This window comes from Streptomyces sp. NPDC052236, assembly GCF_044548015.1.
Lineage (GTDB): Bacteria > Actinomycetota > Actinomycetes > Streptomycetales > Streptomycetaceae > Streptomyces.
Genome location: NZ_JBIUBL010000017.1, coordinates 170,993 through 192,350 on the forward strand (window position 1 = coordinate 170,993; position 21,358 = coordinate 192,350).

The window sequence follows — 21,358 nt, forward strand, 5'->3', positions numbered from 1 at the left end:
TGCGATGCAGGGGGGACGTGCACGGGGAGGCATGTCCCCCCTGCATCGGTCAGGGTCGGTCAGGGGCCGTATGCCTTCGCTTCGAGGAGACCGACGGAACTGGTGCCGTTGCTGGTGAGCAGCACCCGGAGCCGGGTGGTGCTCGTGGCGGTGAAGGTGACGGTGTTGTACTGGTTCTTGGCCAGCGGGTAGGCGCCGGCACCGGGCACGTCGGCGTAGGCGCTGCCGTTCCAGTACTGCAGCTTCCATGAGGTGGGCATGTCGATGCCCTGGTCGTCGTCGAAGAAGTACACCTCGGCCTTGTTGAGGGTCTTCGCCGACGGCCAGGTCAGGTCGGCCCATTGCTGGCCGGTCTCCGGCCACGTCCCCCAGCGCGGATTCACGGTGTCGTTGGACGACGGCGGGTCGATCCCGTCGTTGACCGCGGCGACGCTCTCCCAGGAGGAGGTGTACGACGCGGACGCCGTCGCGGACCCGGCCAGGTTGTCCGGTGCCGGTGGCTGGACGCCGCCCCGGTTGTAGGCCTTGACCTCGGTGAGGCCCGTCTTGGCCCCGGAGGCGTTGGTGGCCAGGACCCGTACGCGTTGGGCGCTGATCGCCGGGAACTGCACCAGGTTGTAGTTGGCCCGCGGCGCGGCCGGGCTCTTGGTCTGGCCGGGTGCGTTCACCCAGGCACTGCCGTTGTAGTACTGGATGGTGTACGCGGACGGTGCCCGGTAGGTGGTGCTCGCCGGGCGGCTGTCCTTGAAGTACAGACGCACCTCGTTGAGTGTGCGGGCGGCGGGGAAGTTCAGCTCGTACCAGTCCTGGCTGTTCGGGGATGAACCCGCGCCCCAGAACGGCTCGTTGATGGGATAGCCGTCGACCGCGCCGGAGACGTTGCTGCCGGATCCGGTGTGGGAGGCGGACACGGTCGCCCCGGCGGCGAGGTTGGTGAGGTCGGCGGTCAGGTCGACGCCGGCCTTGGCGAGCATGTCGACCATCTGGGGGCTGTTCTGCACGACCTGGTTGGGGGCCTGCAGTCCGGCGACGGCCGTGTGATGTGTGACCGTGCCGCTCGTGGTGACGTTGCCGGTGGCCGGGTCCCAGGTGAAGGGCACCAGCGAGCTGACGGTGGCGGCCCGGTTGCCGTTGATGTAGATCGAGTAACCCTCCGGGACGCCGGGGTAGCGCACCACTCCGTCGGCCGGGTCGTCCCAGACGATGGACAGGTCGGCGTTGCGGTAGCGGAGGTTGTTGACGGTGAAGTGGTCCCAGCCGATGTTGATCGGTGAGACCTCAACCTTGGCGTCGTTGCGTGGTCGCAGGCCGGCGACGTCCTCGATCACGGTCCAGTTGCTGCTGCCCAGGATGTTGTGGTGGATCCAGGAGCGGTAGTCGATCCCGGTGCCGTTCCAGTCGGCCCAGAACTCGTTGGCGTCGGGCCACTGGGTGTTGCCGCCGACGTACTGCGCCCAGGTGTTCCAGTAGAGCAGCTTCTTGTAGTCGGTCGCGTTCATCGAGGAGTTGGCGTAGTTGCGCAGCACCGAGGAGTAGAGCCGGAACTGTACGGTGGAGTTGATGGTGGAGAAGTTGTTCGAGCCCGGGTTCCCGGCGTCGGCCGCCGCCTTCTTGTCGGCCTGGTTGGCCGTGTAGAAGGGGAAGACGGGGTACTGGGCCGGGTCGTCGAACAGGCGCAGGGCCTGCTTGTACGTCGCGGTGTCGGGGACGGCTCCGACCGAGAACGGGTAGTAGTTGTTGATCTCCTTCCAGGGCACCCATTCGTTGGTCGACTTCAACCGGTGCTCGAACAGCTGCTGGCTGGGGTTCCACAGCACGTTGACGATGGCGTCCTTGATCTGCGTCGCGAGCGTGCGCATCTCGGTGGCCTTGGCCGTGTTGCCGATCGCGTCATAGGCCTGCGCGGCGGCGAGCGCGCCGCTGTACTGGTACGCGGACTCGGCACGGTCCATGTTGCCGGGCTTCCAGTGGAAGGAGACCGCGTCGGCGTCGTTGCCTGTCAGGGCACCCCAGTCGTATTCGATGAGCTTGTTGTTGTCGTGGTCGTAGTGGGCGAGCTGGCCCTTGACGTCGCCCTCGGCATAGCGGGCCAGGTTGCCGGCGATCGCCGGCTGGCCGCCGTGGAGCTGGTAGCTCTTCCATGCCGCCTCGGCGATGTACTGGGTGTAGCTGTTGGACCAGTTCTCCGGGTCACCCGGGTTGTCGAGGAAGCGGGCACCCTTGGAGGTCTGGCCGGTGCTGAGCCAGTCCCCGTACGCGTAGGCCGGGTTGCGCAGGTACTTGAGGTCGTCGATGTGCATGGGCTGGGTGAGCGCGATCGCGTTGTTGTAACCGAGGACGCCTTCGGTCGAGGTCGGGAACTGGAAGGTCTGTCCGGGGATGTTGGCGTCGAGGTTGTTGAAGCGCATCAGCCACCAGCGGTAGTAGATGTTCTTCTTGATCGCGGCTTCGGGCACGTCGATGTACGGCACGTTCTGCGCCCACCACAGGTTGTAGGCCTTGACGTGGGTGGCGAACGCGGTCGCGTTGGAATGGCCCGCGTAGGCGTTGTAGTCGGTGAGCGACTCGGGGATCTCGTTGGTGACGAAGCCCATCACCGTCTTGGCGGTCACCGTGGCTCCGGCCGCGATCGTCACGGAGCGGTTGAGCCCGCCGCCGGAGACGGTGAAACCGTCGCCGGTGAGCCGCGGGGAGATGGTGGTGAGGTTGTTGTAGGCGTTGACCTGCCCGGTCAGCTCGCTGCCGGTGCCGGTGGTGGCGTACGGGGAGGTCGCCCGTAATTGGAGCGTGGTGGAGCTGGTGCCGTTGTTCTTGATCGACAGGTTCGTCACGGCGACGTTGTTGTCGGTGATGAACTTGGTCTGGTTGACCGTGACCGAGCCGCTGGTGTGCACACTCTTCCAGTGGCTGGGTGCCTGCCAGCGCTGGGCGACCTGCTCGGTGAAGGTGCCCGGGGTGATGGCGACGGTGTAGGCGTTGTTGTCGTTGATGCTCTCCCAGTAGGCGACGTTGCCGCCGAAGCCGAGCACCGAGGGGTTGTGGGTCTTCATGAAGACCGCGCGCCCACGGCTCATCAGCCAGGGACCGGCCGGGTCGTTGCCGGAGCGGGCCAGCATGCGGTCCATCCAGAAGTCGGTCCCCGAGCTCTCCGCGTTGTAGATGGTCTGCATCATGTTGCCCGGCGTGTAGGCGACGGGCGGGGCCGGGATCGCGGGTCCGCTGAAGGTGGGGAATCCGATGGTCTGCGCGGCGTGGGCCGGGGTCGCGGTGAAGACGGAACAGACGATGAGCAGGAGTGCGATGAGGAGGCGCTTCATGCCTGGGCCCGCCGTTCCTGGATGTCCGTGGCGTGGTCTCCGGACTTCGAGGTCGCGCTCACCGGATCGAAGGGGTTCGCGCCGTCGGCGAGGGCCTCGTCGTGTTCGGTGCTGAGGTACACGGTGTCGCCGACGTCCAGCGCGGCGGGATCCGCCGTATGGATCGCCGTGGTGATCGGCGTGGTGATCGGCGCCGCGGCGGAGGTCATCCCCGCTGCGGCCGGGTCCAGGGTGACGGCCCCTCGGGCCACCATCCATCGTCTTCTCATCGGATGCTCCCCATCCAGTTGACAGCAAGCGTTTCCTTGCGACGGCGCTGACGTGGGGTCAGCTGTGCCGGGCGGGCAGCCAGACACGCATGGTGACGGGGCCTCGGTTGCCCCAGCGGTGGTACGGCACGAGCCGCAGGTTCAGCCTCTCGCCCGGTTCGTTCGCGGGCTCGTTCGCCGGTTCGTTCGCGGGCTCGCCGTACGGCCAGCCGCGCTGCCGGGGCCGTACGGTCGTCGCCGCGACCTCCAGCTCGACCGGTCCCCCTTCCCGGTGTTCCTCGTGCTCGACGAGGGGGGACGCCGCGTCCACCTCGACGAGTTCCTCTTCGGGGTTCTCCGCGCAGTAGACGATCGGCCCGCGCTCGACCGCCACGCATCCCCGCACCGCGTCGATGCGGGGGTCCGGCCGGACCCACCGCGGCTCCACCGGCAATTCGAGCCGGACCTGGTCCCCGGGCCGCCAGACCTTCTCCACATGGATGAGTGCCGGGTCCCGCCGGACCGTGGCCGCGCCCGCCATGACCTTGGCCTCGGACGCCCAGGGCGGGAGGCGGAGAGAGATCGTACGGGGAGCTTGCGGGGACTGGAGGATCCGCACGGTGGCCCCGCCCGACCACGGATACCCGGTCTCCACCTGGAGGACGAGGTCGTCATGGCGGATCTCAGCGGGAGTGAGGTGGTGAATCTGAATCCCGTCGGTGGTCGCGGTGGCGATGTAGGCGGGAAGGGAGGCGAAGGTCCGGGCGAGGTTGTTGGGACAGCACGACACGGAGAACCAGGGCGCGCGGAGCGCGGACTCCGCTCGCGGGCTGACACCTTCGGAAGGCTTTCCCGGAACGCGGACCTGGAGCGGGTTGGCGTAGAAGAACGAACGCCCGTCCAGGGCAGGTGAGGTGGCGATGACGTTGTAGAGGGTGCGCTCGGCAAGGTCCGCATAGCGGGAGTCGCCGGTGGCCAGCAGGAGCCGGTAGGACAGCATGAGCGATCCGATGGCCGCGCAGGTCTCGGAGTAGGCCCGGTCCGGGGGCAGTTCGTAGTCGTCGCCGAACGACTCTCCCGCATGCCGGGATCCCATGCCGCCGGTCAGATGGACCCGCCTCGCGACGGTCCGATCCCACTGCGCCCGCACCGCGGACAGCAGTGCCTCGTCTCCGGTCTCGACGGCTACGTCAACCGTGCCGCAGGCGAGGTACATGGCCCGCACGGCATGGCCCCGGAACACCTCCGCGTCCCGTACGGGCACATCGTCCTGGAAGTAGGCGCGCCCGAGCTCGATGTCGGCGAGCGCGGGTGTTCCGCGCCGCTCGACGAAACGCCTTGCCATCTCCAGATAGCGGTCGGCCCCGGTGATCCGGTACAGCTCGACCAGGGCCATCTCTACTTCCGGGTGGCCGCAGACCTCCGGGGTCTCCATGAAGCGCCGGCAGATGTGGTCGGCCGCCCGGCGGGCGGTTTCGGTCAGCGGGCTCTGACCCGACCGGCGCCAGCGGGCCACGCCCGCCTGGATGAGGTGGCCGAAACAGTAGAGCTCATGCCCCCACTCGAAGTCGCGGTAGCGGTCGCCGTTCCACCGGGTGTTGAGGTAGCCGTCGGCCTCCTGCGCCTGGGTGACGACCGACTCGAGCGCCTCGAAACGCTCGTCGTCCGCCCAGGCCATGGCCTCCAGCAGCTTGTACACCTCGGAGTCGGCGAACTCTCTGCCGCGGCTCGGCTCACCGCGGAAGTTGCCGGTCCACCCGAGCTTGTCCATCCATTCGAGACAGTGACCGATGATCACGTCCTGGTTGAGGACCTGCCGGTCGCCCCAGAAGCCGGGGGCCAGCCGTACGGCGTTCAGGCCGAGTGGGGTCAGTACGCCCGCGGACGGGACGACAGGCGCGGACGGGACGACAGGGTTAGCCACGTAGTGCTCCTGACATGAATCCGCGCACGTAGAAGCGCTGGAGGGCGAGGAAGAGGACCAGGCAGGGGGCGGCCATGAACACCACGCCGGCCTGCATGGTCGGGTAGTCGATGGCGCCGAAGCTGTGCACGCGCATGTTGACCACGGCGACGGGGAGGGGGAGCTTGTCGCCGGAACTGATCAGGATCAACGGGGCGACATAGTCGTTCCAGGAGGCGAGGAAGGCGAACAGACCGACCGTGACCAGGCCCGGGGTCACCAGCGGCAGCAGCACCCTGACCAGGGCACGGAAGCTGCCACAGCCGTCGACCATGGCGGCATCGTCGAGGGTGCGGGGCACGGACTCGAAGGCGTTGCGCATCATGAACACCGCGAACGGCAGCTGGAACATGATCATCACCAGCGCGAGGCCGACCAGCGAGTCCTGCAGGCCCAGTTTGCCGAGGAGCACGTACAGCGGAATCAGGATGGTCGGGTAGGGCACCATCAGAATGGCCAGGATGAGCCCGAACAGCAGACCGCGGCCGGGGAAGGCGAACCGCGAGAAGGCGTATCCGGCGAGGGTGGCGACGAGGAGCGTACCCGCGACGGTGAGCACCACGAGCACCACCGTGTTGGCCAGATAGGTGCCCACGCCCTCGCCGTAGGTGGCGAGCTTCCGGTAGTTGTCGAGGGTGAAGGAGCCGTCGGCCCGCACCGACGACCATCCGCTCCATCCGATCGGATAGACGAACAGCACGGCAAGGACCGCCATGACGAGACGTCTCACGTGGTCTTCTTTCTGATGAAGACGAGCTGTACGGCGTTGAGGACGACCAGGGCGACCAGCACGAGAACGGACATCGCGGCGGCCGAGCCCAGGTCGAACCGGACGAATGCCTCGCGGACGATGACCATGACCACCGAGGTCGTGCTGTTGCCCGGCCCACCCCTGGTCAGGATGTAGAACTGTTCGAAGGCGAGCAGTGAACCGGTGATCATCAGACAGAGCACCAGGGCGATGGTCGGCCGCATGAGCGGCAGCGTGATCCGCCGGAACGCCTGCACCCGCGACGCACCGTCCACCCGAGCCGCCTCGTACAGCTCGGTCGGGATCGACTGCAGCCCGGTGAGCAGGATCAGCATGTTGAACCCCGCCCACCGCCAGATGACAAGAGTCACCGTGGACCCGAAAGCGACGTTCGGGTCGCCCGCGGTCCAGGACACAGGTTCGTCGATCAGGCCGATCGCCTGGAGCATCCCGTTCAGCGGGCCGATCTGGTCGCTGAGCAGGCCGAAGAACAGCAGTGTCGCCGTGGCCCAGCCGACGGCGGCGGGCAGGAAGAACGCACCCCGGAAAAGACCGACCCCACGCCCTCCCTTCTGGATGAGCAGGGCGAGCCCGAAGGAGACGGCGAACAGCAGGACGGTGACGATCGCGGTGTACTTGAGGGTGAACACCACCGCGTCCACCACCAGGGAGTTGTCGGCGATCTTCTGGTAGTTCTCGGGGGCGTTGAACGTGGGGGACGCCAGCAGCGGCCACTTGTTCAGCGACATCCAGACGACGAGACCGAGCGGCACCAGGAAGAAGAGGCCCACCACGACCGCGGCCGGAGCCGCGTAGGTGAGGCCGGTCAGGCGGGCGGAGTGTCTTCGGAAACGGGTGCGGGCGACGGCCTTGGGCGTGACCGTGGGGGCTTCGAGCAGACCTGTCATGTTCTCTCCAGCCGTGGCCGGCACGCTGTCGGCGTGCCGGACCTTGTCTATTGCTGGTTGAGTGACTCGGAGATGGTGCCGGCGCCGTCCTTGAGCGCCTTGGCCGGGTCGGACCCGAACAACGCGTCCCGCAGGGTCTTCACCCAGGGGCTCTGCGAGTCGTTGTAGGACTCGTTGAACTTCAGCGCGTAGGGCGTCCTGCCGACGGCCATGACGTCGTTCATCACCTGGACCCTCGGGTCCGTCGCGGTGATGTCGGTGCGGGCCACGGTGGACTTGCTCTTGGCCTGCAGATCCGCCTGGACCTTGTCCGAGAGGGTGTAGGCCAGGAAGTCCCAGGCCGCTTCGGCCTTCTTGCTGGTGGCGCTCACCCCGATGACGTCGCCGCCGACGAAGGTCGTCCTGCCGCCGTTCACCCCGGGGATCGGCGCCACGCCCACGTCGATGCCCTTGTCCTGGAGCAGACCGAGCCAGGTGGACGGTCCGGGGGCGATCCCGATGTTGCCGGCCTGCAGGGCGCCGAGCCAGGTCGTCCCGTTCTCGTCCTTGGAGCCGGGAGCGGCCACACCGTCGGCGTAGAGCTTGCGGTAGGTGTCGAACACCGCCGCCATCCGCGGGTCGTCGACAGTGCTCTTGGTCCCGTCGGCGTTCATGACCTCGCCGCCGTCGGCCCAGACCGACGGCCAGAGCGTGAATACGTTGCAGCCCCCGCAGTTGCCGCCGAAGTAGGTGCCGTAGGTCTTGCCACCGAGCTTCTCGCGGATCGTGGTGGCCTGCTCGGCGAACTCCTTGAGTGTCGCCGGGGCCTTGTCCGGGTCGAGCCCGGCCTTCTTGTACAGGCCCTTGTTCATGAACATCACGGAGATGTCGACGGTGTGCGGGACGGCGAAGAGCTTGCCGTCCTGGGTCGCCTCCTTGATGTGTGCCGGAGCCACCTTGTCCTTGAACGGAAGGGCGCCGAACCTGTCGGTCACGTCCTGCCACAGGCCTTGGGAGATGTAGTTCGGCGCGAACACCACGTCCGAGGCGAACAGGTCCGGCAGGTTCCTGCCGCCCGCCGCCGTGGCGATCTTCGCCGGATACTCCTCGTTCGGGAAGGCGGTCACCTCCACCTTGTTGGCATGGGAGGCGTTGTAGGACTGCGCCAGGGCCTTGGTCTGAGCCTCCGTCGCGGCCCGGGTCCACACGGTGATTTTGGACGGAGCCGCCGACGCGTCAGTCTGCTTCGACGGCTCCCCCGAACCGCCGCACGAGCTGGTCAGCACCGCGGCGCACACCAAGGCGAGTGCGGCGGTGATCCGGCGTCTGGGTGATCGTAATTCCATGTCTTCTCCTCTGCGTCCCGAGAAGCACTGAAACAGACCTAAAAGGTTTTCGTAACGTAGAAGTTACGCTCGGGGCTGTCAAGAGGAAGGAGTGAGCCGTATCACTTGCCTGGCGAGCCCTACCGGTCTATATTCAGGCAAAATAGAGCAGAGGGTATTTCAATACAGCGGTTTCGGTCTCGACGAAAAGGTTTTCAGAACGATGAGTTCTCAGCGGCGACGGGCGACCACGATCACCGATGTGGCCACGCTCGCGGGGGTGTCGATCGCGACCGCGTCCAAGGCGCTCAACGGCCGGAGCCAGGTCCGCGCCGAGACCTTGCAGCGCGTTCTTCGGGCGGCCGAGGAACTCGCCTATCAGCCGAACGCGCTCGCCCAGAGCCTGATCTCCGGCCAGACCCGCACCGTCGGGCTGCTCACCAGCGACAGCGTCGGCCGGTTCGGCATCCCCGTGCTGCTCGGCGCGGAGGACGCCTTCGGCACAGGTGAGATGGCCGTCCTGCTCTGCGACGCCCGTGGAGACTCCATCCGCGAGCAGCATTACGTCCGCACTCTGCTGGCCCGTCGCGTCGACGGGATCATCGTGGTCGGCGAGAGCACCGACCCACGGCCATCGATAAGCCGCGATCTGCCTGTGCCAGTCGTCTACGCCTACGCGCCCTCCGACGACCCGCAGGACGTCTCGTTCGTGCCGGACGACGTCGGAGGGGCCCGCATCGCCGTCCAGCACCTGCTGACCGTCGGCAGGCGGCGCATCGCCCACATCACCGGGCCCACCCACTACCAGGCCGCGCAGGACAGGGCGGCCGGCACGCTCGAGGCCCTGGAAGAGGCGGGACTCGCCCTCTCCGGCGGCCAGGTTCTCTTCGGCGCGTGGTCGCAGCGGTGGGGGCGGCAGGCAGCCGAGATCGTGCTGACCAACGCCCCCGATATCGATGCCGTGGTCTGCGGGAGCGATCAGATCGCCGCCGGGTTCGTCGAGGCGGCCCGCGAGCGAGGCCATCGGGTTCCCGACGACATCGCGGTCGTCGGATACGACAACTGGGAGGTCCTGTCCGCCGAGACCCGACCGCCGCTGACCACCATCGACATGAACCTGGAAGTCCTGGGCCGCACGGCCGCCCAGCATCTGTTCGCCGCCATCGACGGGCGGGCCACCTCGGGAGTGCATCGCATGCCCTGCAGCCTGACGATCCGCGACTCGACCATGCCCTAGTGCTCACCGCACGGGGGTGGTTCTCGCCGGTGCGTCATGCGCCGGCGGCCGTCCCGGCCGGGATTCCTGGCGAGGTGCTCCGGCCGGGACGGGGAACCCCGGCCCGCCCTCGGGGGACGAGACAGACCGGGGCGTCTTCACCCGCCGGCGGCCCGGCCGCGGACGACAGCTATCCCTTGGAGGGCTCGCACGTGCCGCAGCACTGCGGCGGCCCGGTGGTGCATTCGGGGGTGCAGTTGGCAGCGCCTGACGGCTGAAGCCACAGAGTCAGATCGGGCTGGTACCCGGCCTGGGTCATCAGGTCCTGCGTCCGGTCCAGTGCAGCCGTGCACACGGCAGTCGAGGCAGGCCGGTCCGGCGTGTGGTGCACGAACCCAGCCAGATTGGCGCACAACTTCGCGTACACGCGGGTGTACAGGATGAGGGCATGCCAGCCCTCGTCCACGATCCGCGACGGCCGCAGGCTGTGACCGGGGAACCGGCCGGAGGTGGCGACGAACTTCAGCGCCTCCTCTGTGACGCGCTCGGCCACGGCGAGGTCCATGTCCGTGTTGTTCTCCTGCACAGTCGCGGTGACGGCCGCGAACGCAGCCGCGGAGATGAGGTCACGAGCCTGCTGCGCGGCCGGCTGTGAGGACTTGATTGCTTGCATCTGCTCTCCAACTCAATCGTTGCGGTCCGCCCGGCCAGTCGTAGGCAAGGCGGATTCCGGACCCGCCCCGGGGAGGCTCCCGGGCCTTCGCCGGGACGGGCGTACGTGGGTGCGACCCTGGCCCGAATGGTCGCCATGGGTGAGATGCGGTCTGCTACGGCTGCGCCAGTTGGCGGTGCATGCACGGGCACGGGCACGGTCCCGGGGGCATCTTTCGGCCGCCGACCGTCATGGACGACGTGCCCCTGCAGTCATGTCTGCCGCCGAAGACGATGCCGCCGAGGCACGGCCTGCAGGGCAGCAGGGCAGACCGCGGTCCGATCAGAATGTCGATCTCCGCCGCGAGCGCGGCATGCAGCAGCTCGGGGTCGGTGAGGTAGCACGTGCGCGTCGGCGGCACGATCCACCGCAGGCGCCACTGCTCCTGGGTGCACCATCCGGGCGGCACCGCCACATAGGTCCCCTCCCCGCGGATCTCCACGCACGGCTTCGGCAGCCCCCAGTCGTCAGCGGCGCGCGGGCGCACGAGCCAGTAAAGAAGCCCTCCCCACCCGTCCTGGATGACGGCGCCGCTGCTGTCGGCCAGGCGCTCGGTGACGCGCAGGCCGATGCGGGCGGGTACGCGTACGGCGTCCCACATGCGGCCTGCCGCCGTCAGGATGAAGTCGGTGCCGTTCGGCGGTGACCAGGCCTCCTCGCCGTTGAGCATCACCGGGTGTCCTCCAGGTGGCCCTGGTTCTCCAGGTGGTCCAGGAGTGCGTTCACGCAGCGGGCGAGGTGCTGCGCGTGCGCGATCTGAGCGGGCAGACCCGCGCCGGGCTCGCGGTTGAGGAGCATGCGTGCCTCGCCGATGCACGCCATCGCGCAGGCCCGCGGGGCGTCGTTCTGGGACAGCGCCTTGGCGGCCTGCTCGACTTCCGGGATCAGCAGCATGAGGTTGCCCCGGTACAGCAGCGTCAGGGGCTCCAGTTCCTCGCACGAGGGAAGCTCGGCAACCGGCCCCAGCAGCCGCCCGGCAGCAGCCCGCATGGCGGCGGTGTCCAGGGGGAGCGAGTCCGCTTCTCCCCCGTCACTCGCCTGCACCAGGTGTTCGCTCATGATGCTGCCCTGCCGTTTGGGCGTTCGTTTTCTGGGAGAACGTAGGGAGGTACCAGTGTTCTCGGGTCGTCCAGACGCGCGGGCGGTTCGGTGGCCGTTGCCCATGCAGTTTGGCGAGCCCGGGCAAGTTGGCGGCGCGTTCCCGCCTCGGGTGACGGCGAGTGCTGCGGGTGCCCGCCACAGGTGGACGGTACCGGGCTGACGCGGCTGTGCCCGCCGGGCATACGCGGCCCGACCAGCACCGCTCTCACCCATTCGAGTGCTTGTGATAGATAGTGCATTGTCGGTCTGCTCCATTCAGATCGGCCGTGCCCCGGGGTGTTCACGCACCGCCGGGGTCTCGTGGTCTTCGACCGTAGGAGCATTCAGTGCAGAGAGGGGGCACAGATTGTGCCCCTCTGTTACGCCGCCAATAGGCCCAGCTTCACAGCGAGTTCGGAAGCCCGGCGACGCCGGGCCGGACTCTTCGACTCGGCTTCCTCAAGGACGATCCGTTTCGCATACCCGTTGTACTTGATCGTCTCCGGGGCAGCCTCATGGGCTTTGTCGAGCGTCGCGAGCGCCACGTCAGGCTGTCCGTCAAGTTGATAGCCGCGGGCTTCCTCGATGCGATGCCGGGCCCGTCGCGGGCGCGAGAGGATCGTGAGCGCGTCGGCGGCTGCGGCCTGTCGTACGGACTCGCCGCCCGCATGCAACTCCACGGCAACGGTGACCGCGTGCGCTCCCATGACAGCGCGGGAGAAGGACGTCACGGGGTGGTAGTACTCGGTCGGCAGGCGGTCGGCCATGGCGCGCGCCTCGTCCCAGTACCGCCAGGCCGTGCCGGTCTCCCCGCGCCGGGCGGCTGTGTAACCGGCCTCGAAGGTGAGCGCGCCCGCGATGGCAAGGACATCGTTCGACGCGTCCGGCAGCAGGGGTTCCAGGTAGGCCAGCGTCTCCAGATTCACCACGTCCGCGGCGTCGAAATGCGCCGGTCCCGAGTCGCGGTGCGCCTGAGCGGCCAGCCACGCGGCTACGCCGATGGCATGCGGGTCCTCGCTCTCCTGCGCGGCAATGAGCCCTCGCTCGGCGACACGCCACAGCAACGCGGGATCGGGCTGGTACGCAACGAAGAACTGGCACAGCGAGTACACCTCGGCGAGCGCGGCCTGAGCCGCCCGGCGTCCACTGGCGCGGTCGGCCTGACGTACCGCTAGTTGCGTGTCTCGGATGAGCTCGGGAAGCAGCGCGCCAATCACCTCGCGATGGTTGGGTGCCGAGTGCCGAGCACTCCACGCGCGTTCGAGCCGGGCACGGAGGTGCGCGGTGGGCGGGGCCTCCGGGGTGTTGCCCAGGGGGAAGGCGTCGACGGCGGCTTTCACTGCGGCAAGGCGTGGATGTCCCGGACCGGCGAACAGGCCGATGTTGACGGACTGGCTGCCGGTGAGGTCGGCCAGGTCGCGTACGCGCAGCAGTTCGGCAATGCGCAGGATCACTGCGAGCTTCGGCGTCTTGAGTCGGCCCGTCTCGACGCCCTTGACCCAGGAGCCGGTGAGGCCGAGCAGCCCCCCGAGCTGGTCGCGGGTCATGCCCTTACGCGTCCGAAGAATCTGTAGCCGCTGTCCGAAGACGAGCGGGTCCGAGTACGGGTCCGGAGTACCATCTTGAGACATGGCCTTTGCCCCTCCTGACAGCTTCGACACTGCCAGGCTACGGGGCGGGGCCGTTCTCATGTGGAGCCACCGGTCGAGTTACCCCCTGTCGGGATTGCCTGAGCGCCGCTCTCGCACATTCGGCGAGTCGTCGACATGGGGCCGCCGACCCGCGCGGGAGCGTTGGGCAGACGCGTCCACGGCAACGGCGCGGCACACCTTCGGTGTGACTCCCACGCACGGGCGCGACGGGCGCCGACTCGTCACCACCGCACAGGCCACGTACAGCCTCGAGAAGAAGCCGGGCGCGTTCCGGGCGTGGGCGACGCGGAACGGTGTCACGCCCTCCGGCCACAGGCCCAACGGTGGCCCCGGACAGCCCGTCGCGCTGTGGGACCTGGCCGACATCGCCGACGCTCTGCGCCGTCGGCTGTCCGCGTAGCAGCGCCGGTCACTCAGGGCGGGGCGGCCACAGGCAGACGTGGGTGTCGACGTCGACGGCCTCGCTCCACTCCCGCAGCGGTACGGCCCGCTCCGTCACGTACCAGGTCCCGGGCTGTCCGTTGCCCGGCCGCCGCGCTCCGAGTAACCAGTGAGCGCCCGGCGGGAGATTGCGCCGTAGCCACGGCAACCACGGGCGGGCGTCGGCGTCGGGGACTTCAACGCGCAGGCGCACACGGCTTGAGCGGCGCGCCTCCGGCAGGGCCGCGGGGTCCGGGCTTGAGGTGAAGTGCGCGACCCGGGCGCACGACAGCCGGTCAAGGTCACCGGGCCACGTCGCCGAGATCTCCCCCGACGCCAGGATGGCGGGCCACTGTTGGGCGCCGGTGAAGTGGTAGAGGATCACGGCGGAAAGGGTACGGCCGCCAACCGCCGTGTGCGGGCGCGCTACGGCTCAGCGCCTTCCCGACCTCGCCCGGTACGCGGCGCGCTGCTCGGAATCGCGGAGCTTCGGCTCCACGGTCACAGTGATCAGGTCGCGGAGTCGTTCGTCGTTGAAGTGCACGTGGACGTCGACCCCCTCCATGACCGGTGCGCGCGGTCTTGCCGTTCAGGCTGTCCAGGATGCCCCTCGCCGCCTTCACCTTGGCGTCCAGGTCCCTCTTGTCGGCCGTCAGCTTGGCGCGCTTGCCCGGCGGGAGGTTCTTGTCGGACAGGGCCCGTGCGGCGGACCTGGACTTGGCGGTCCAGTCCGAGATGTCGGCCGTGAGTCGGGCCTACTTCTTCGCGGGCGTGGTCTCCAGCTTGACCCGCGCGGCGACAAGCTTCGCGCGAGGAGAGAGGGTACAGAGGGAAGCGGCCGACAGCATTCCAGCCGGAGGCGGCGCCGTAATGCCATGGGAACGCTCCCATAGCCAGCCAGCCAACCAACGAGCCGAGTCGTGCCGCGTTACGTCAGTTTTCCTGCCGCGACCGCTCGTCGCCCCCATCCGCCTTGGCCCGCTGCTCGTTGGCGTAATTGATGTAGTTGTACACCGTGAAGCGGCTCACCCCGAGCGCCGTCGCGACCGTTTCCACCCCGTGCCGTACGGAGAACGCGCCGCGCGCCTCCAGGGCTCGTACGACCTGCTGTTTCGTCTTGCGGTCCAAGGCGGCAAGGGGCATGCCGTGACTCCGCTCCAGGGCGGCCAGAATGTGATCGAGCGAGTCCGAGAGCTGCGGCAGCCGTACGGCGATGATGTCCTCGCCCTCCCAGGCGAGCACCACATCGTCGGGGCCGGCCTGCTCCGGGGCCAGTATCTCCCCGCCCATGGCGTCCACGAGCGGCTTCACCGCGACGACGAGAGGGTGGCTGCCGGGATCGGGCCGGGTCACTTCTCGCCCTCCCCGAGCACATTGACCTGCAACGAGACCCGAGTGGCACCCGCCTCCAGGGCCCGGCGCAGCAGCGCGTCCACGGCCGTGAGCACCTGGTCCGCGCCGCCTTCCGCCGTGTTGCCGAACGGGCCCACGTCCACGGCGTCCAGCTCGGCGCCCTCGATGACCTCGCGGGCGACCACCGCATGGGCAGGCGGATCGTCCAGGTCGAAGGGTTCGGTCGTGAACTCAACTCTCAGTCGCACCATGCCCCCACGCTAGCCGGGTCTTGACAGCCTTCCGGGCCGCCAGGCAATCTTCCATTAAGCAGAAAGAAACTTCCGCAATACGGAAGGAGCGCCGCCCTCATGGCCCGCTTCCCAGAAGGCGCAGTCACGGACCAGCGCTTCGATGTGAATCTGTCCATCCTGTTCACGGAACTCCCGCTCCTGGAGCGTCCCGCCGCCGCGGCGGCCGCGGGCTTCACCGCGGTCGAGCTGTGGTGGCCCTGGACCGAGACCCCCACCCCACCGCAGACGGAGCTCGACGCCCTCAGGACGGCGCTCGACAGCGCGGGCACCCGGCTGGTGGGACTGAACTTCTACGCCGGGCAGCTGCCGGGCCCCGACCGCGGCGCGCTCTCCGTGCCCGGTACGGAGTCCGACCGCTTCCGCGCCAATATCGACGTGGCCGCGGACTTCGCCGCCTCGGTGGGGTGCACGGCCCTCAACGCGCTGTACGGCAACCGCGTCGAGGGCGTCGATCCGCGCGCTCAGGACGACCTCGCTCTGGAGAACCTGGCACTTGCCGCCCGCGCGGCCGACCGGGTCGGGGCGCTCCTGCTGATCGAGGCCCTCAACCAGCCGGAGTCCCCGCGCTACCCGCTGGTGAGCGCCCCCGCCGTGGTCGAGGTCGTCGACAGGGTGAACGCGGCGACGGGCCTCGGCAACGCCGCGTTCCTCCTGGACCTGTACCACCTGTCGATGAACGGCGAGGACCTGCACCAGGTCATCGACGCCTACGCCGACAAGACCGGTCATGTGCAGCTCGCGGACAACCCGGGCCGCGGCGCGCCGGGCACCGGCGGCCTCGACTTCGCCGACCTGCTCGGCCGCCTGCGGAAAGCCGGTTACGACGGCTGGGTCGGCCTGGAGTACAAGCCCGGGGACCGCCCCAGCGCGGAGTCCTTCGGCTGGCTCCCGGCGGATTCGCGCGCCGCCCGCTGACGCCACGTACCAGCGTTGCGTACGAGATTGTGAGAGAGGCACCCTGATGAGCCCCAACCCCACTGCGCTCCCGAAGGTTGCGTGGATCGGACTCGGCATCATGGGCTCCCCCATGTCCGAGAACCTGCTGAAGGCCGGTTACGACGTCACCGGTTTCACGCTGGAGCAGAGCAAGCTGGACCGCCTGACCGCGGCAGGCGGCAAAGCCGCGTCCTCGATCGCCGAGGCGGTCGCCGACGCCGATGTCGTCATCACGATGGTCCCCGCCTCCCCGCAGGTCGAGGCCATCGCCTACGGCCCCGAGGGCATCCTGGAGAACGTCAGGTGCGGCGCCCTGCTGATCGACATGTCCTCGATCACCCCGCAGACGTCCGTGGACCTCGCCGAGCAGGCCAAGGCCAAGGGCGTCCGCGTGCTGGACGCCCCGGTCTCCGGCGGCGAGGCGGGGGCCGTCGAGGCCGTGCTGTCCATCATGGTCGGCGGCGAGCAGGCCGACTTCGACAGCGCCAAGCCGGTCCTCGAAGCCCTGGGCAAGACCATCGTCCTGTGCGGACCGCACGGTTCCGGGCAGACGGTGAAGGCCGCCAACCAGCTGATCGTCGCGGTCAACATCCAGGCGTGCGCCGAGGCTGTGGTCTTCCTGGAGAAGTCCGGCGTGCACCTCCAGGCCGCTCTGGACGTCCTGGGCGGCGGCCTTGCCGGTTCCACGGTCCTGGCCCGCAAGAAGGACAACTTCCTGAATCGGGACTTCAAGCCCGGGTTCCGGATCGACCTGCACCACAAGGACATGGGCATCGTCACCGACGCCGCCCGCAACGTCGGCGCGGCGCTGCCCGTCGGCGCGGTGGTCGCCCAGCTGGTCGCCTCGCTGCGCGCACAGGGCGACGGCGGCTTGGACCACTCCGCGCTGCTGCGCGGAGTCGAGCGCCTGTCCGGCCGGCAGGTCTGAAGGTCTGACCCCAGATTTCCGGGTGGCGCCGACGCTGACATTCACCCTGTCGCGCCAAGCGCCGTCGCCACCCGGAACCTCACAAAGAACGCCGGGTTACGGAACCATCCGTAACCCGGCATTCTGCTTGTGTCAGGCCGTGTCAGGCCGTGTCAGACCGTGTCAGACGTTGAGTCGCAGAATCGACGTCGGCGCATGGCCGGGCTCCGTGGCCAGGTCCTCCCACTCGTTCACGCCGTCGATCTGAGGCCCCATCGAGATGTTGGTGATCCGCTCCAGCATCGCCTCCACGACGACCGGCACCCGGAACTCCGCCGCCAGCTTCTTCGCCTCCTCGAACGCGGGCAGCAGCTGATCCGGCTCGGTGACGCGGATCGCCTTGCAGCCCAGGCCCTCCACGACCTTGACATGGTCGACGCCGTAGACCCCCAACTCCGGGGAGTTGATGTTCTCGAACTCCAGGTTGACCTGGAAGTTGATGTCGAGGTTCCGCTGCGCCTGGCGGATCAGGCCCAAGTACGCGTTGTTCACCAGGACATGGACGTACGGGATCCTGTGCTGCGCGCCGACCGCCAGCTCCTCCAGCATGAACTGGAAGTCGTAGTCGCCCGAGAGCGCGACGACCGGAGTCTCCGGGTCCGCGACGGCCACACCCAGCGCCGCCGGAATGGTCCAGCCGAGCGGGCCCGCCTGGCCGCAGTTGATCCAGTGGCGCGGCCGGTAGACGTGCAGCATCTGCGCGCCGGCGATCTGGGAGAGGCCGATGGTGGTGACGTACCGCGTCTCGGGGCCGAAGGCCTTGTTCATCTCCTCGTACACGCGCTGCGGCTTCATCGGCACGTTGTCGAAGTGTGTACGGCGCTGAAGCGCGGCCTTGCGCTCCTGCGCGGAGGCGGCCCACGCGGTACGGTCCGGCAGCCCGCCCGCCGCCCTGAGTTCCTTCGCGACCTCCACGAAGAGCTCCAGCGCGGCTTTCGCATCGGACGCGATGCCGTACTCCGGGGCGAAAATCCTGCCGATCTGGGTGGGTTCGATGTCGACGTGGACGAAGGTGCGGCCCCGCGTGTAGACGTCCAGGCCGCCGGTGTGGCGGTTGGCCCAGCGGTTGCCGATGCCGAGGACGAAGTCCGACTCCAGGAAGGTGGCGTTGCCGTAGCGGTGCGAGGTCTGAAGGCCGACCATGCCCGCGTTCAGCTCATGGTCGTCCGGGACGATGCCCCAGCCCATCAGGGTCGGGACGACCGGGACGCCGGTCAGTTCGGCGAACTCGACCAGCAGCTCGGCGGCGTCGGCGTTGATGATCCCGCCGCCCGCGACGATCAGCGGGCGCGCGGAGGCGTTCAGCAGCGCGAGCGCCTTCTCGATCTGCTTGCGGCTCGCGGACGGCTTGTAGACCGGCAGCGGTTCGTACGCCTCCGGGTCGAACTCGATCTCGGTCAGCTGGACGTCGATGGGCAGGTCGATCAGGACCGGGCCCGGCCGTCCCGAGCGCATCAGGTGGAAGGCCTGCTGGAAGACGCCGGGGACCTGCGCGGCCTCCAGCACGGTGGTCGCGGCCTTGGTGACCGGCCGCGCGATCGAGGCGATGTCGACGGCCTGGAAGTCCTCCTTGTGTATCACCGCCGTGGGCGCCTGGCCGGTGATGCACAGGATCGGAATCGAGTCGCCGATGGCCGAGTAGAGACCGGTGATCATGTCGGTTCCGGCGGGACCGGACGTACCGACGCAGACGCCGATATTGCCGGGGCTGGCGCGGGTGTAACCCTCCGCCATATGGGAGGCGCCCTCGACATGGCGGGCGAGCGTGTGGTCGATGCCTCCGCCCGCCTGGAGCGCCTTGTAGAAGGGGTTGATGGCCGCGCCCGGCACACCGAACGCGTGAGTGACGCCTTCGCGCTTCAGGATCTCAACTGCCGCTCGGGCAGCGGTCATACGAGGCATGAGGTGCTCCTGCTTCTGCAGTGAGGTAATTCCACGATACGGAAATACAATTCTGCTATACGGAAGCAATCTAGGAGGCCTGAGGTAAGGCGTCAAGGTGCGACGACTCTTCGAAGTGCCCTGTGCTCCCCAATGCCTCACGCGTGGTGGACGATGGGCCACAACACAAGGGGAGAAGACGAAGGGGAGAGCGGCAATGGCCGAGACCGTGCCGGTGCGTTGCCCGGTCTGCCGCCGTGAGCACCTGTACGCACCAGCCGTCTACCCCTGCGTATGCGGCGCCCCGACCGCCCCGCCGCTGGAGCGGGGCGCTCCGCCGGAGCCGATAACCCACCGCACCTGGACGGACGACTGGGTGACGGTGCGCTGCCAGGAGTGCGGGCGGCGGGGCGAGTGGCCGCAGCCGGAACTGGGCTGCCCGTGCGGCACGGTGCTGCGCATACCGGTCCGGCCGGTCACCATCCGTACCGCGCACGACGCGGTGACGGCGGCGGTGCTCTGTCTGAAGAGCCTGGGATTCCGCGATGTCGTCCAGCCGGAAGTCGGGCCCGCGTCCGGCGTGGATCTGCGCGGTGCAGGCGTGGTCGCCCGGGTCGACTCGTCCACGCGGCCGACCAGCGTGCGCGAGGTCGAGTGCCTCTGGCTGAACGGGCTCAGCTCATCGGTGGCGAGCGTCTTCTTCTCCCTCACGGGCTACACGGACGACGCCTGGGCCCGCGCCGGCCGCCTGGGCATTCCGCTCTTCGTCATGGATCTCGCGGGCAGTCCCCGGCCGGTCAACGAAGCCGCGGACGAACTGATCTCCAACAGCGCTTAATACCTCAAATGAAGCTCTGAACCTGCCCCCGCGCGCTTCGCGACCGTCCCCGGCCGGGCACACCCCCGTACACAAGTACGAGGTCGTACGGGGGAGGTGGGTGTGATGCCCGCAGAAATGTGGTGGTTCATCGGCGCCGCGGGGGTGCTGCTCGCGATGGCCGCGGCACTCCTGCGGCCTGGCCCGGGCCCGGAACCGGGCCCGGAACCGGAGCGACCGGCCGAGCCGGGACCACAGGCAGTCGCCCTGCTGCGCGGTGGTCGCCGGGCGGCCGTGACCGTGGCGCTCGTCGCCCTCCAGCGGCGCGGCGTGGTCACCACGGGGCGTACGGGCACGGTACGGACGGACGGCAGGGCACCCACCGGCGTACGCGACCCGCTCCAGCTCGCGGTCCACACCTCCCTGCGGCGGGCGATGGGGTTGCGGGGGCTGGCCTCCCAGGCGCGGATCCGGCCCGTGCTCGACGGACTGCGTGACGAACTGGCCGCCGCCGGGCTGCTGCGGGCCAACGGGCGCCGGCGTACCGCCCGCGCGCTGCTGTACGCCGTGCCGGTCACGGTCGTCGCCGGACTGCTGGTCACCCCGCTCGGCGCGCCCAACACCCCACTGCAGCTCGCGGTTTCGGCCGTGCCGGTTGTTGTGGCGGCGGCCCTGTGGTGCCTGCCTCGGCGGACCCGCGCGGGTCGGCGGCTGCTGGCGTCGCTGCGCGAGCGTCACCCGCTGAAGGGCGTCCGCAGGGACCGTTCCGAGGAGCGTGTGCTGATATCCGTCGCGCTGTACGGGGACCCGGCCCTGCGGCTGTACGTCCCCGCCTTCGCCCGGGACGGCGGGCTGCTCGGGCGAGGCGGCAAGGACCCCGGCCTCGCCGTGTACAACAACTCGAGCGGCAGGGTGAGCTGCGGAGGCGGAGCGAGCTGCGGAGCCTGAAAGGACTGGGCCATACTCCCCGTATGCGTATGCCCCTGCCACCCATACCGCCGATACTGCCGATACTGCCGATGTCCATCCGACCGGCCGCACGCGCCGAACTCCCCCTGCTCCAGGAGATCGAACGAGCCGCCGGAGAGCCGTTCCGCGCCCTCGGCATGGCAGTGATCGCCGATGACGACCCCCCGGCGCTGGACCTGCTCGACCGCTACCGGCGGCAGGGCCACGCCTGGGTGTCGGCCGACAGCGCGGACCGCCCCCTCGCCTATCTGCTCTGCGACGAGGTCGACGGGGCCGCCCATATCGAGCAGGTCTCCGTCCACCCGGCCGCCGCCCGCCGCGGCCTGGGCAGCAGCCTGATCGACCACCTCGCGTGGTGCGCGGTCGCCGACGGGCTGACTGCCCTGACGCTGACGACGTTCACCGAGGTCCCCTGGAACGCGCCGTACTACACGCGCCTGGGCTTCCGCACGCTCGGTGAGGACGAACTGACCGACGGGCTGCGGGAGATCAGACACCAGGAGGCCCAGCACGGCCTGGACCACTGGCCCCGGGTGTGCATGCGCCGCGAGCTCACCCCATAGCAGCGGGA

General features: G+C 68.8%; 21 protein-coding genes. 7 read left to right on the top strand and 14 right to left on the bottom strand.

Annotated elements, in window-relative coordinates; translation table 11 throughout:
* Positions 1–59: 59 nt before the first annotated feature.
* Genes ACIHCQ_RS26790 through ACIHCQ_RS26815 form a run of 6 tightly spaced genes read right to left on the bottom strand, consistent with a single transcriptional unit; the run spans position 60 to position 8,512 of the window.
* Positions 60–3,317, bottom strand: coding sequence for an MGH1-like glycoside hydrolase domain-containing protein (locus ACIHCQ_RS26790; protein ID WP_399667289.1), 3,258 nt, complete (start codon positions 3,315–3,317; stop codon positions 60–62).
* Positions 3,314–3,586 carry a hypothetical protein gene (locus ACIHCQ_RS26795; RefSeq protein WP_399667292.1) on the bottom strand — a complete coding sequence of 91 codons (273 nt, stop codon included), beginning with the start codon at positions 3,584–3,586 and terminating at the stop codon, positions 3,314–3,316. The genes ACIHCQ_RS26790 and ACIHCQ_RS26795 overlap by 4 nt, the downstream gene beginning before the upstream one ends.
* A 58-nt stretch (positions 3,587–3,644) precedes the next feature.
* Positions 3,645–5,489, bottom strand: a complete 1,845-nt coding sequence (locus ACIHCQ_RS26800; RefSeq protein ID WP_399667295.1) for a glycoside hydrolase family 127 protein — start codon at positions 5,487–5,489, stop codon at positions 3,645–3,647.
* Positions 5,482–6,258 carry a carbohydrate ABC transporter permease gene (locus ACIHCQ_RS26805; protein ID WP_399667298.1) on the bottom strand — a complete coding sequence of 259 codons (777 nt, stop codon included), beginning with the start codon at positions 6,256–6,258 and terminating at the stop codon, positions 5,482–5,484. Before ACIHCQ_RS26805 ends, ACIHCQ_RS26800 begins: the two co-directional genes overlap by 8 nt.
* On the bottom strand, positions 6,255–7,187 hold the full coding sequence (locus tag ACIHCQ_RS26810) for a carbohydrate ABC transporter permease (RefSeq protein ID WP_399667301.1): 933 nt from the start codon (positions 7,185–7,187) through the stop codon (positions 6,255–6,257). Before ACIHCQ_RS26810 ends, ACIHCQ_RS26805 begins: the two co-directional genes overlap by 4 nt.
* 47 nt (positions 7,188–7,234) lie before the next feature.
* Positions 7,235–8,512 (bottom strand): ABC transporter substrate-binding protein, encoded by a 1,278-nt coding sequence (locus tag ACIHCQ_RS26815; protein WP_399667304.1) that lies wholly within the window; start codon positions 8,510–8,512, stop codon positions 7,235–7,237.
* 202 nt (positions 8,513–8,714) lie between these two features.
* Here ACIHCQ_RS26815 and ACIHCQ_RS26820 point away from each other — a divergent pair, with 202 nt between their 5' ends.
* Complete coding sequence (locus ACIHCQ_RS26820; RefSeq protein ID WP_399667306.1) at positions 8,715–9,728, top strand: LacI family DNA-binding transcriptional regulator; 1,014 nt, start codon at positions 8,715–8,717, stop codon at positions 9,726–9,728.
* Positions 9,729–9,897: 169 nt separating this feature from the next.
* Here the strand turns inward: ACIHCQ_RS26820 and ACIHCQ_RS26825 are convergent, their stop codons facing one another.
* The 4 genes from ACIHCQ_RS26825 to ACIHCQ_RS26840 all read right to left on the bottom strand — a co-directional run bounded on the left by ACIHCQ_RS26825 (position 9,898) and on the right by ACIHCQ_RS26840 (position 13,130).
* Positions 9,898–10,380, bottom strand: coding sequence for a glycine-rich domain-containing protein (locus ACIHCQ_RS26825; protein WP_399667309.1), 483 nt, complete (start codon positions 10,378–10,380; stop codon positions 9,898–9,900).
* Between the two features lie 154 nt (positions 10,381–10,534).
* Positions 10,535–11,089 carry a hypothetical protein gene (locus tag ACIHCQ_RS26830; RefSeq protein WP_399667312.1) on the bottom strand — a complete coding sequence of 185 codons (555 nt, stop codon included), beginning with the start codon at positions 11,087–11,089 and terminating at the stop codon, positions 10,535–10,537.
* Positions 11,089–11,478 (bottom strand): DUF6415 family natural product biosynthesis protein, encoded by a 390-nt coding sequence (locus ACIHCQ_RS26835; protein ID WP_399667315.1) that lies wholly within the window; start codon positions 11,476–11,478, stop codon positions 11,089–11,091. Before ACIHCQ_RS26835 ends, ACIHCQ_RS26830 begins: the two co-directional genes overlap by 1 nt.
* Positions 11,479–11,879: 401 nt before the next feature.
* Positions 11,880–13,130 carry a helix-turn-helix domain-containing protein gene (locus ACIHCQ_RS26840; protein WP_399667318.1) on the bottom strand — a complete coding sequence of 417 codons (1,251 nt, stop codon included), beginning with the start codon at positions 13,128–13,130 and terminating at the stop codon, positions 11,880–11,882.
* A 205-nt stretch (positions 13,131–13,335) separates the two neighbouring features.
* On the opposite strand from ACIHCQ_RS26840, the gene ACIHCQ_RS26845 reads away from it, so the two are divergent.
* Positions 13,336–13,551 carry a hypothetical protein gene (locus ACIHCQ_RS26845; RefSeq protein ID WP_399667320.1) on the top strand — a complete coding sequence of 72 codons (216 nt, stop codon included), beginning with the start codon at positions 13,336–13,338 and terminating at the stop codon, positions 13,549–13,551.
* 9 nt (positions 13,552–13,560) lie between these two features.
* On the opposite strand, the gene ACIHCQ_RS26850 is transcribed toward ACIHCQ_RS26845, so the two are convergent.
* The 3 genes from ACIHCQ_RS26850 to ACIHCQ_RS26860 form a co-directional block, all read right to left on the bottom strand.
* The gene (locus tag ACIHCQ_RS26850) at positions 13,561–13,956 is read right to left on the bottom strand and encodes a hypothetical protein (RefSeq protein WP_399667322.1); all 396 of its coding nucleotides are present in this window, start codon (positions 13,954–13,956) and stop codon (positions 13,561–13,563) included.
* Between the two features lie 548 nt (positions 13,957–14,504).
* On the bottom strand, positions 14,505–14,861 hold the full coding sequence (locus ACIHCQ_RS26855; protein WP_399667403.1) for a helix-turn-helix domain-containing protein: 357 nt from the start codon (positions 14,859–14,861) through the stop codon (positions 14,505–14,507).
* Between the two features lie 59 nt (positions 14,862–14,920).
* Positions 14,921–15,172 carry a hypothetical protein gene (locus ACIHCQ_RS26860; protein ID WP_399667406.1) on the bottom strand — a complete coding sequence of 84 codons (252 nt, stop codon included), beginning with the start codon at positions 15,170–15,172 and terminating at the stop codon, positions 14,921–14,923.
* 102 nt (positions 15,173–15,274) lie between these two features.
* Here ACIHCQ_RS26860 and ACIHCQ_RS26865 point away from each other — a divergent pair, with 102 nt between their 5' ends.
* On the top strand, positions 15,275–16,132 hold the full coding sequence (locus ACIHCQ_RS26865; RefSeq protein WP_399667325.1) for a TIM barrel protein: 858 nt from the start codon (positions 15,275–15,277) through the stop codon (positions 16,130–16,132).
* Between the two features lie 46 nt (positions 16,133–16,178).
* A complete protein-coding gene (locus ACIHCQ_RS26870) occupies positions 16,179–17,081 on the top strand; it encodes a 2-hydroxy-3-oxopropionate reductase (protein ID WP_399667328.1) in 903 nt (300 codons plus the stop codon).
* 162 nt (positions 17,082–17,243) lie between these two features.
* Here the strand turns inward: ACIHCQ_RS26870 and gcl are convergent, their stop codons facing one another.
* Positions 17,244–19,022: a glyoxylate carboligase gene (gene gcl / locus ACIHCQ_RS26875; RefSeq protein ID WP_399667331.1), complete on the bottom strand. Its 1,779-nt coding sequence runs from the start codon at positions 19,020–19,022 to the stop codon at positions 17,244–17,246.
* A gap of 196 nt (positions 19,023–19,218) precedes the next feature.
* Here gcl and ACIHCQ_RS26880 point away from each other — a divergent pair, with 196 nt between their 5' ends.
* From ACIHCQ_RS26880 to ACIHCQ_RS26890, 3 genes are all read left to right on the top strand, one after another.
* Entirely contained in the window at positions 19,219–19,839 is a 621-nt protein-coding gene (locus ACIHCQ_RS26880) for a hypothetical protein (protein WP_399667334.1), read from the top strand.
* Between the two features lie 105 nt (positions 19,840–19,944).
* Positions 19,945–20,766, top strand: a complete 822-nt coding sequence (locus ACIHCQ_RS26885; protein ID WP_399667337.1) for a TIGR04222 domain-containing membrane protein — start codon at positions 19,945–19,947, stop codon at positions 20,764–20,766.
* A gap of 71 nt (positions 20,767–20,837) precedes the next feature.
* On the top strand, positions 20,838–21,350 hold the full coding sequence (locus ACIHCQ_RS26890; RefSeq protein WP_399667340.1) for a GNAT family N-acetyltransferase: 513 nt from the start codon (positions 20,838–20,840) through the stop codon (positions 21,348–21,350).
* Positions 21,351–21,358 lie beyond the last annotated feature (8 nt).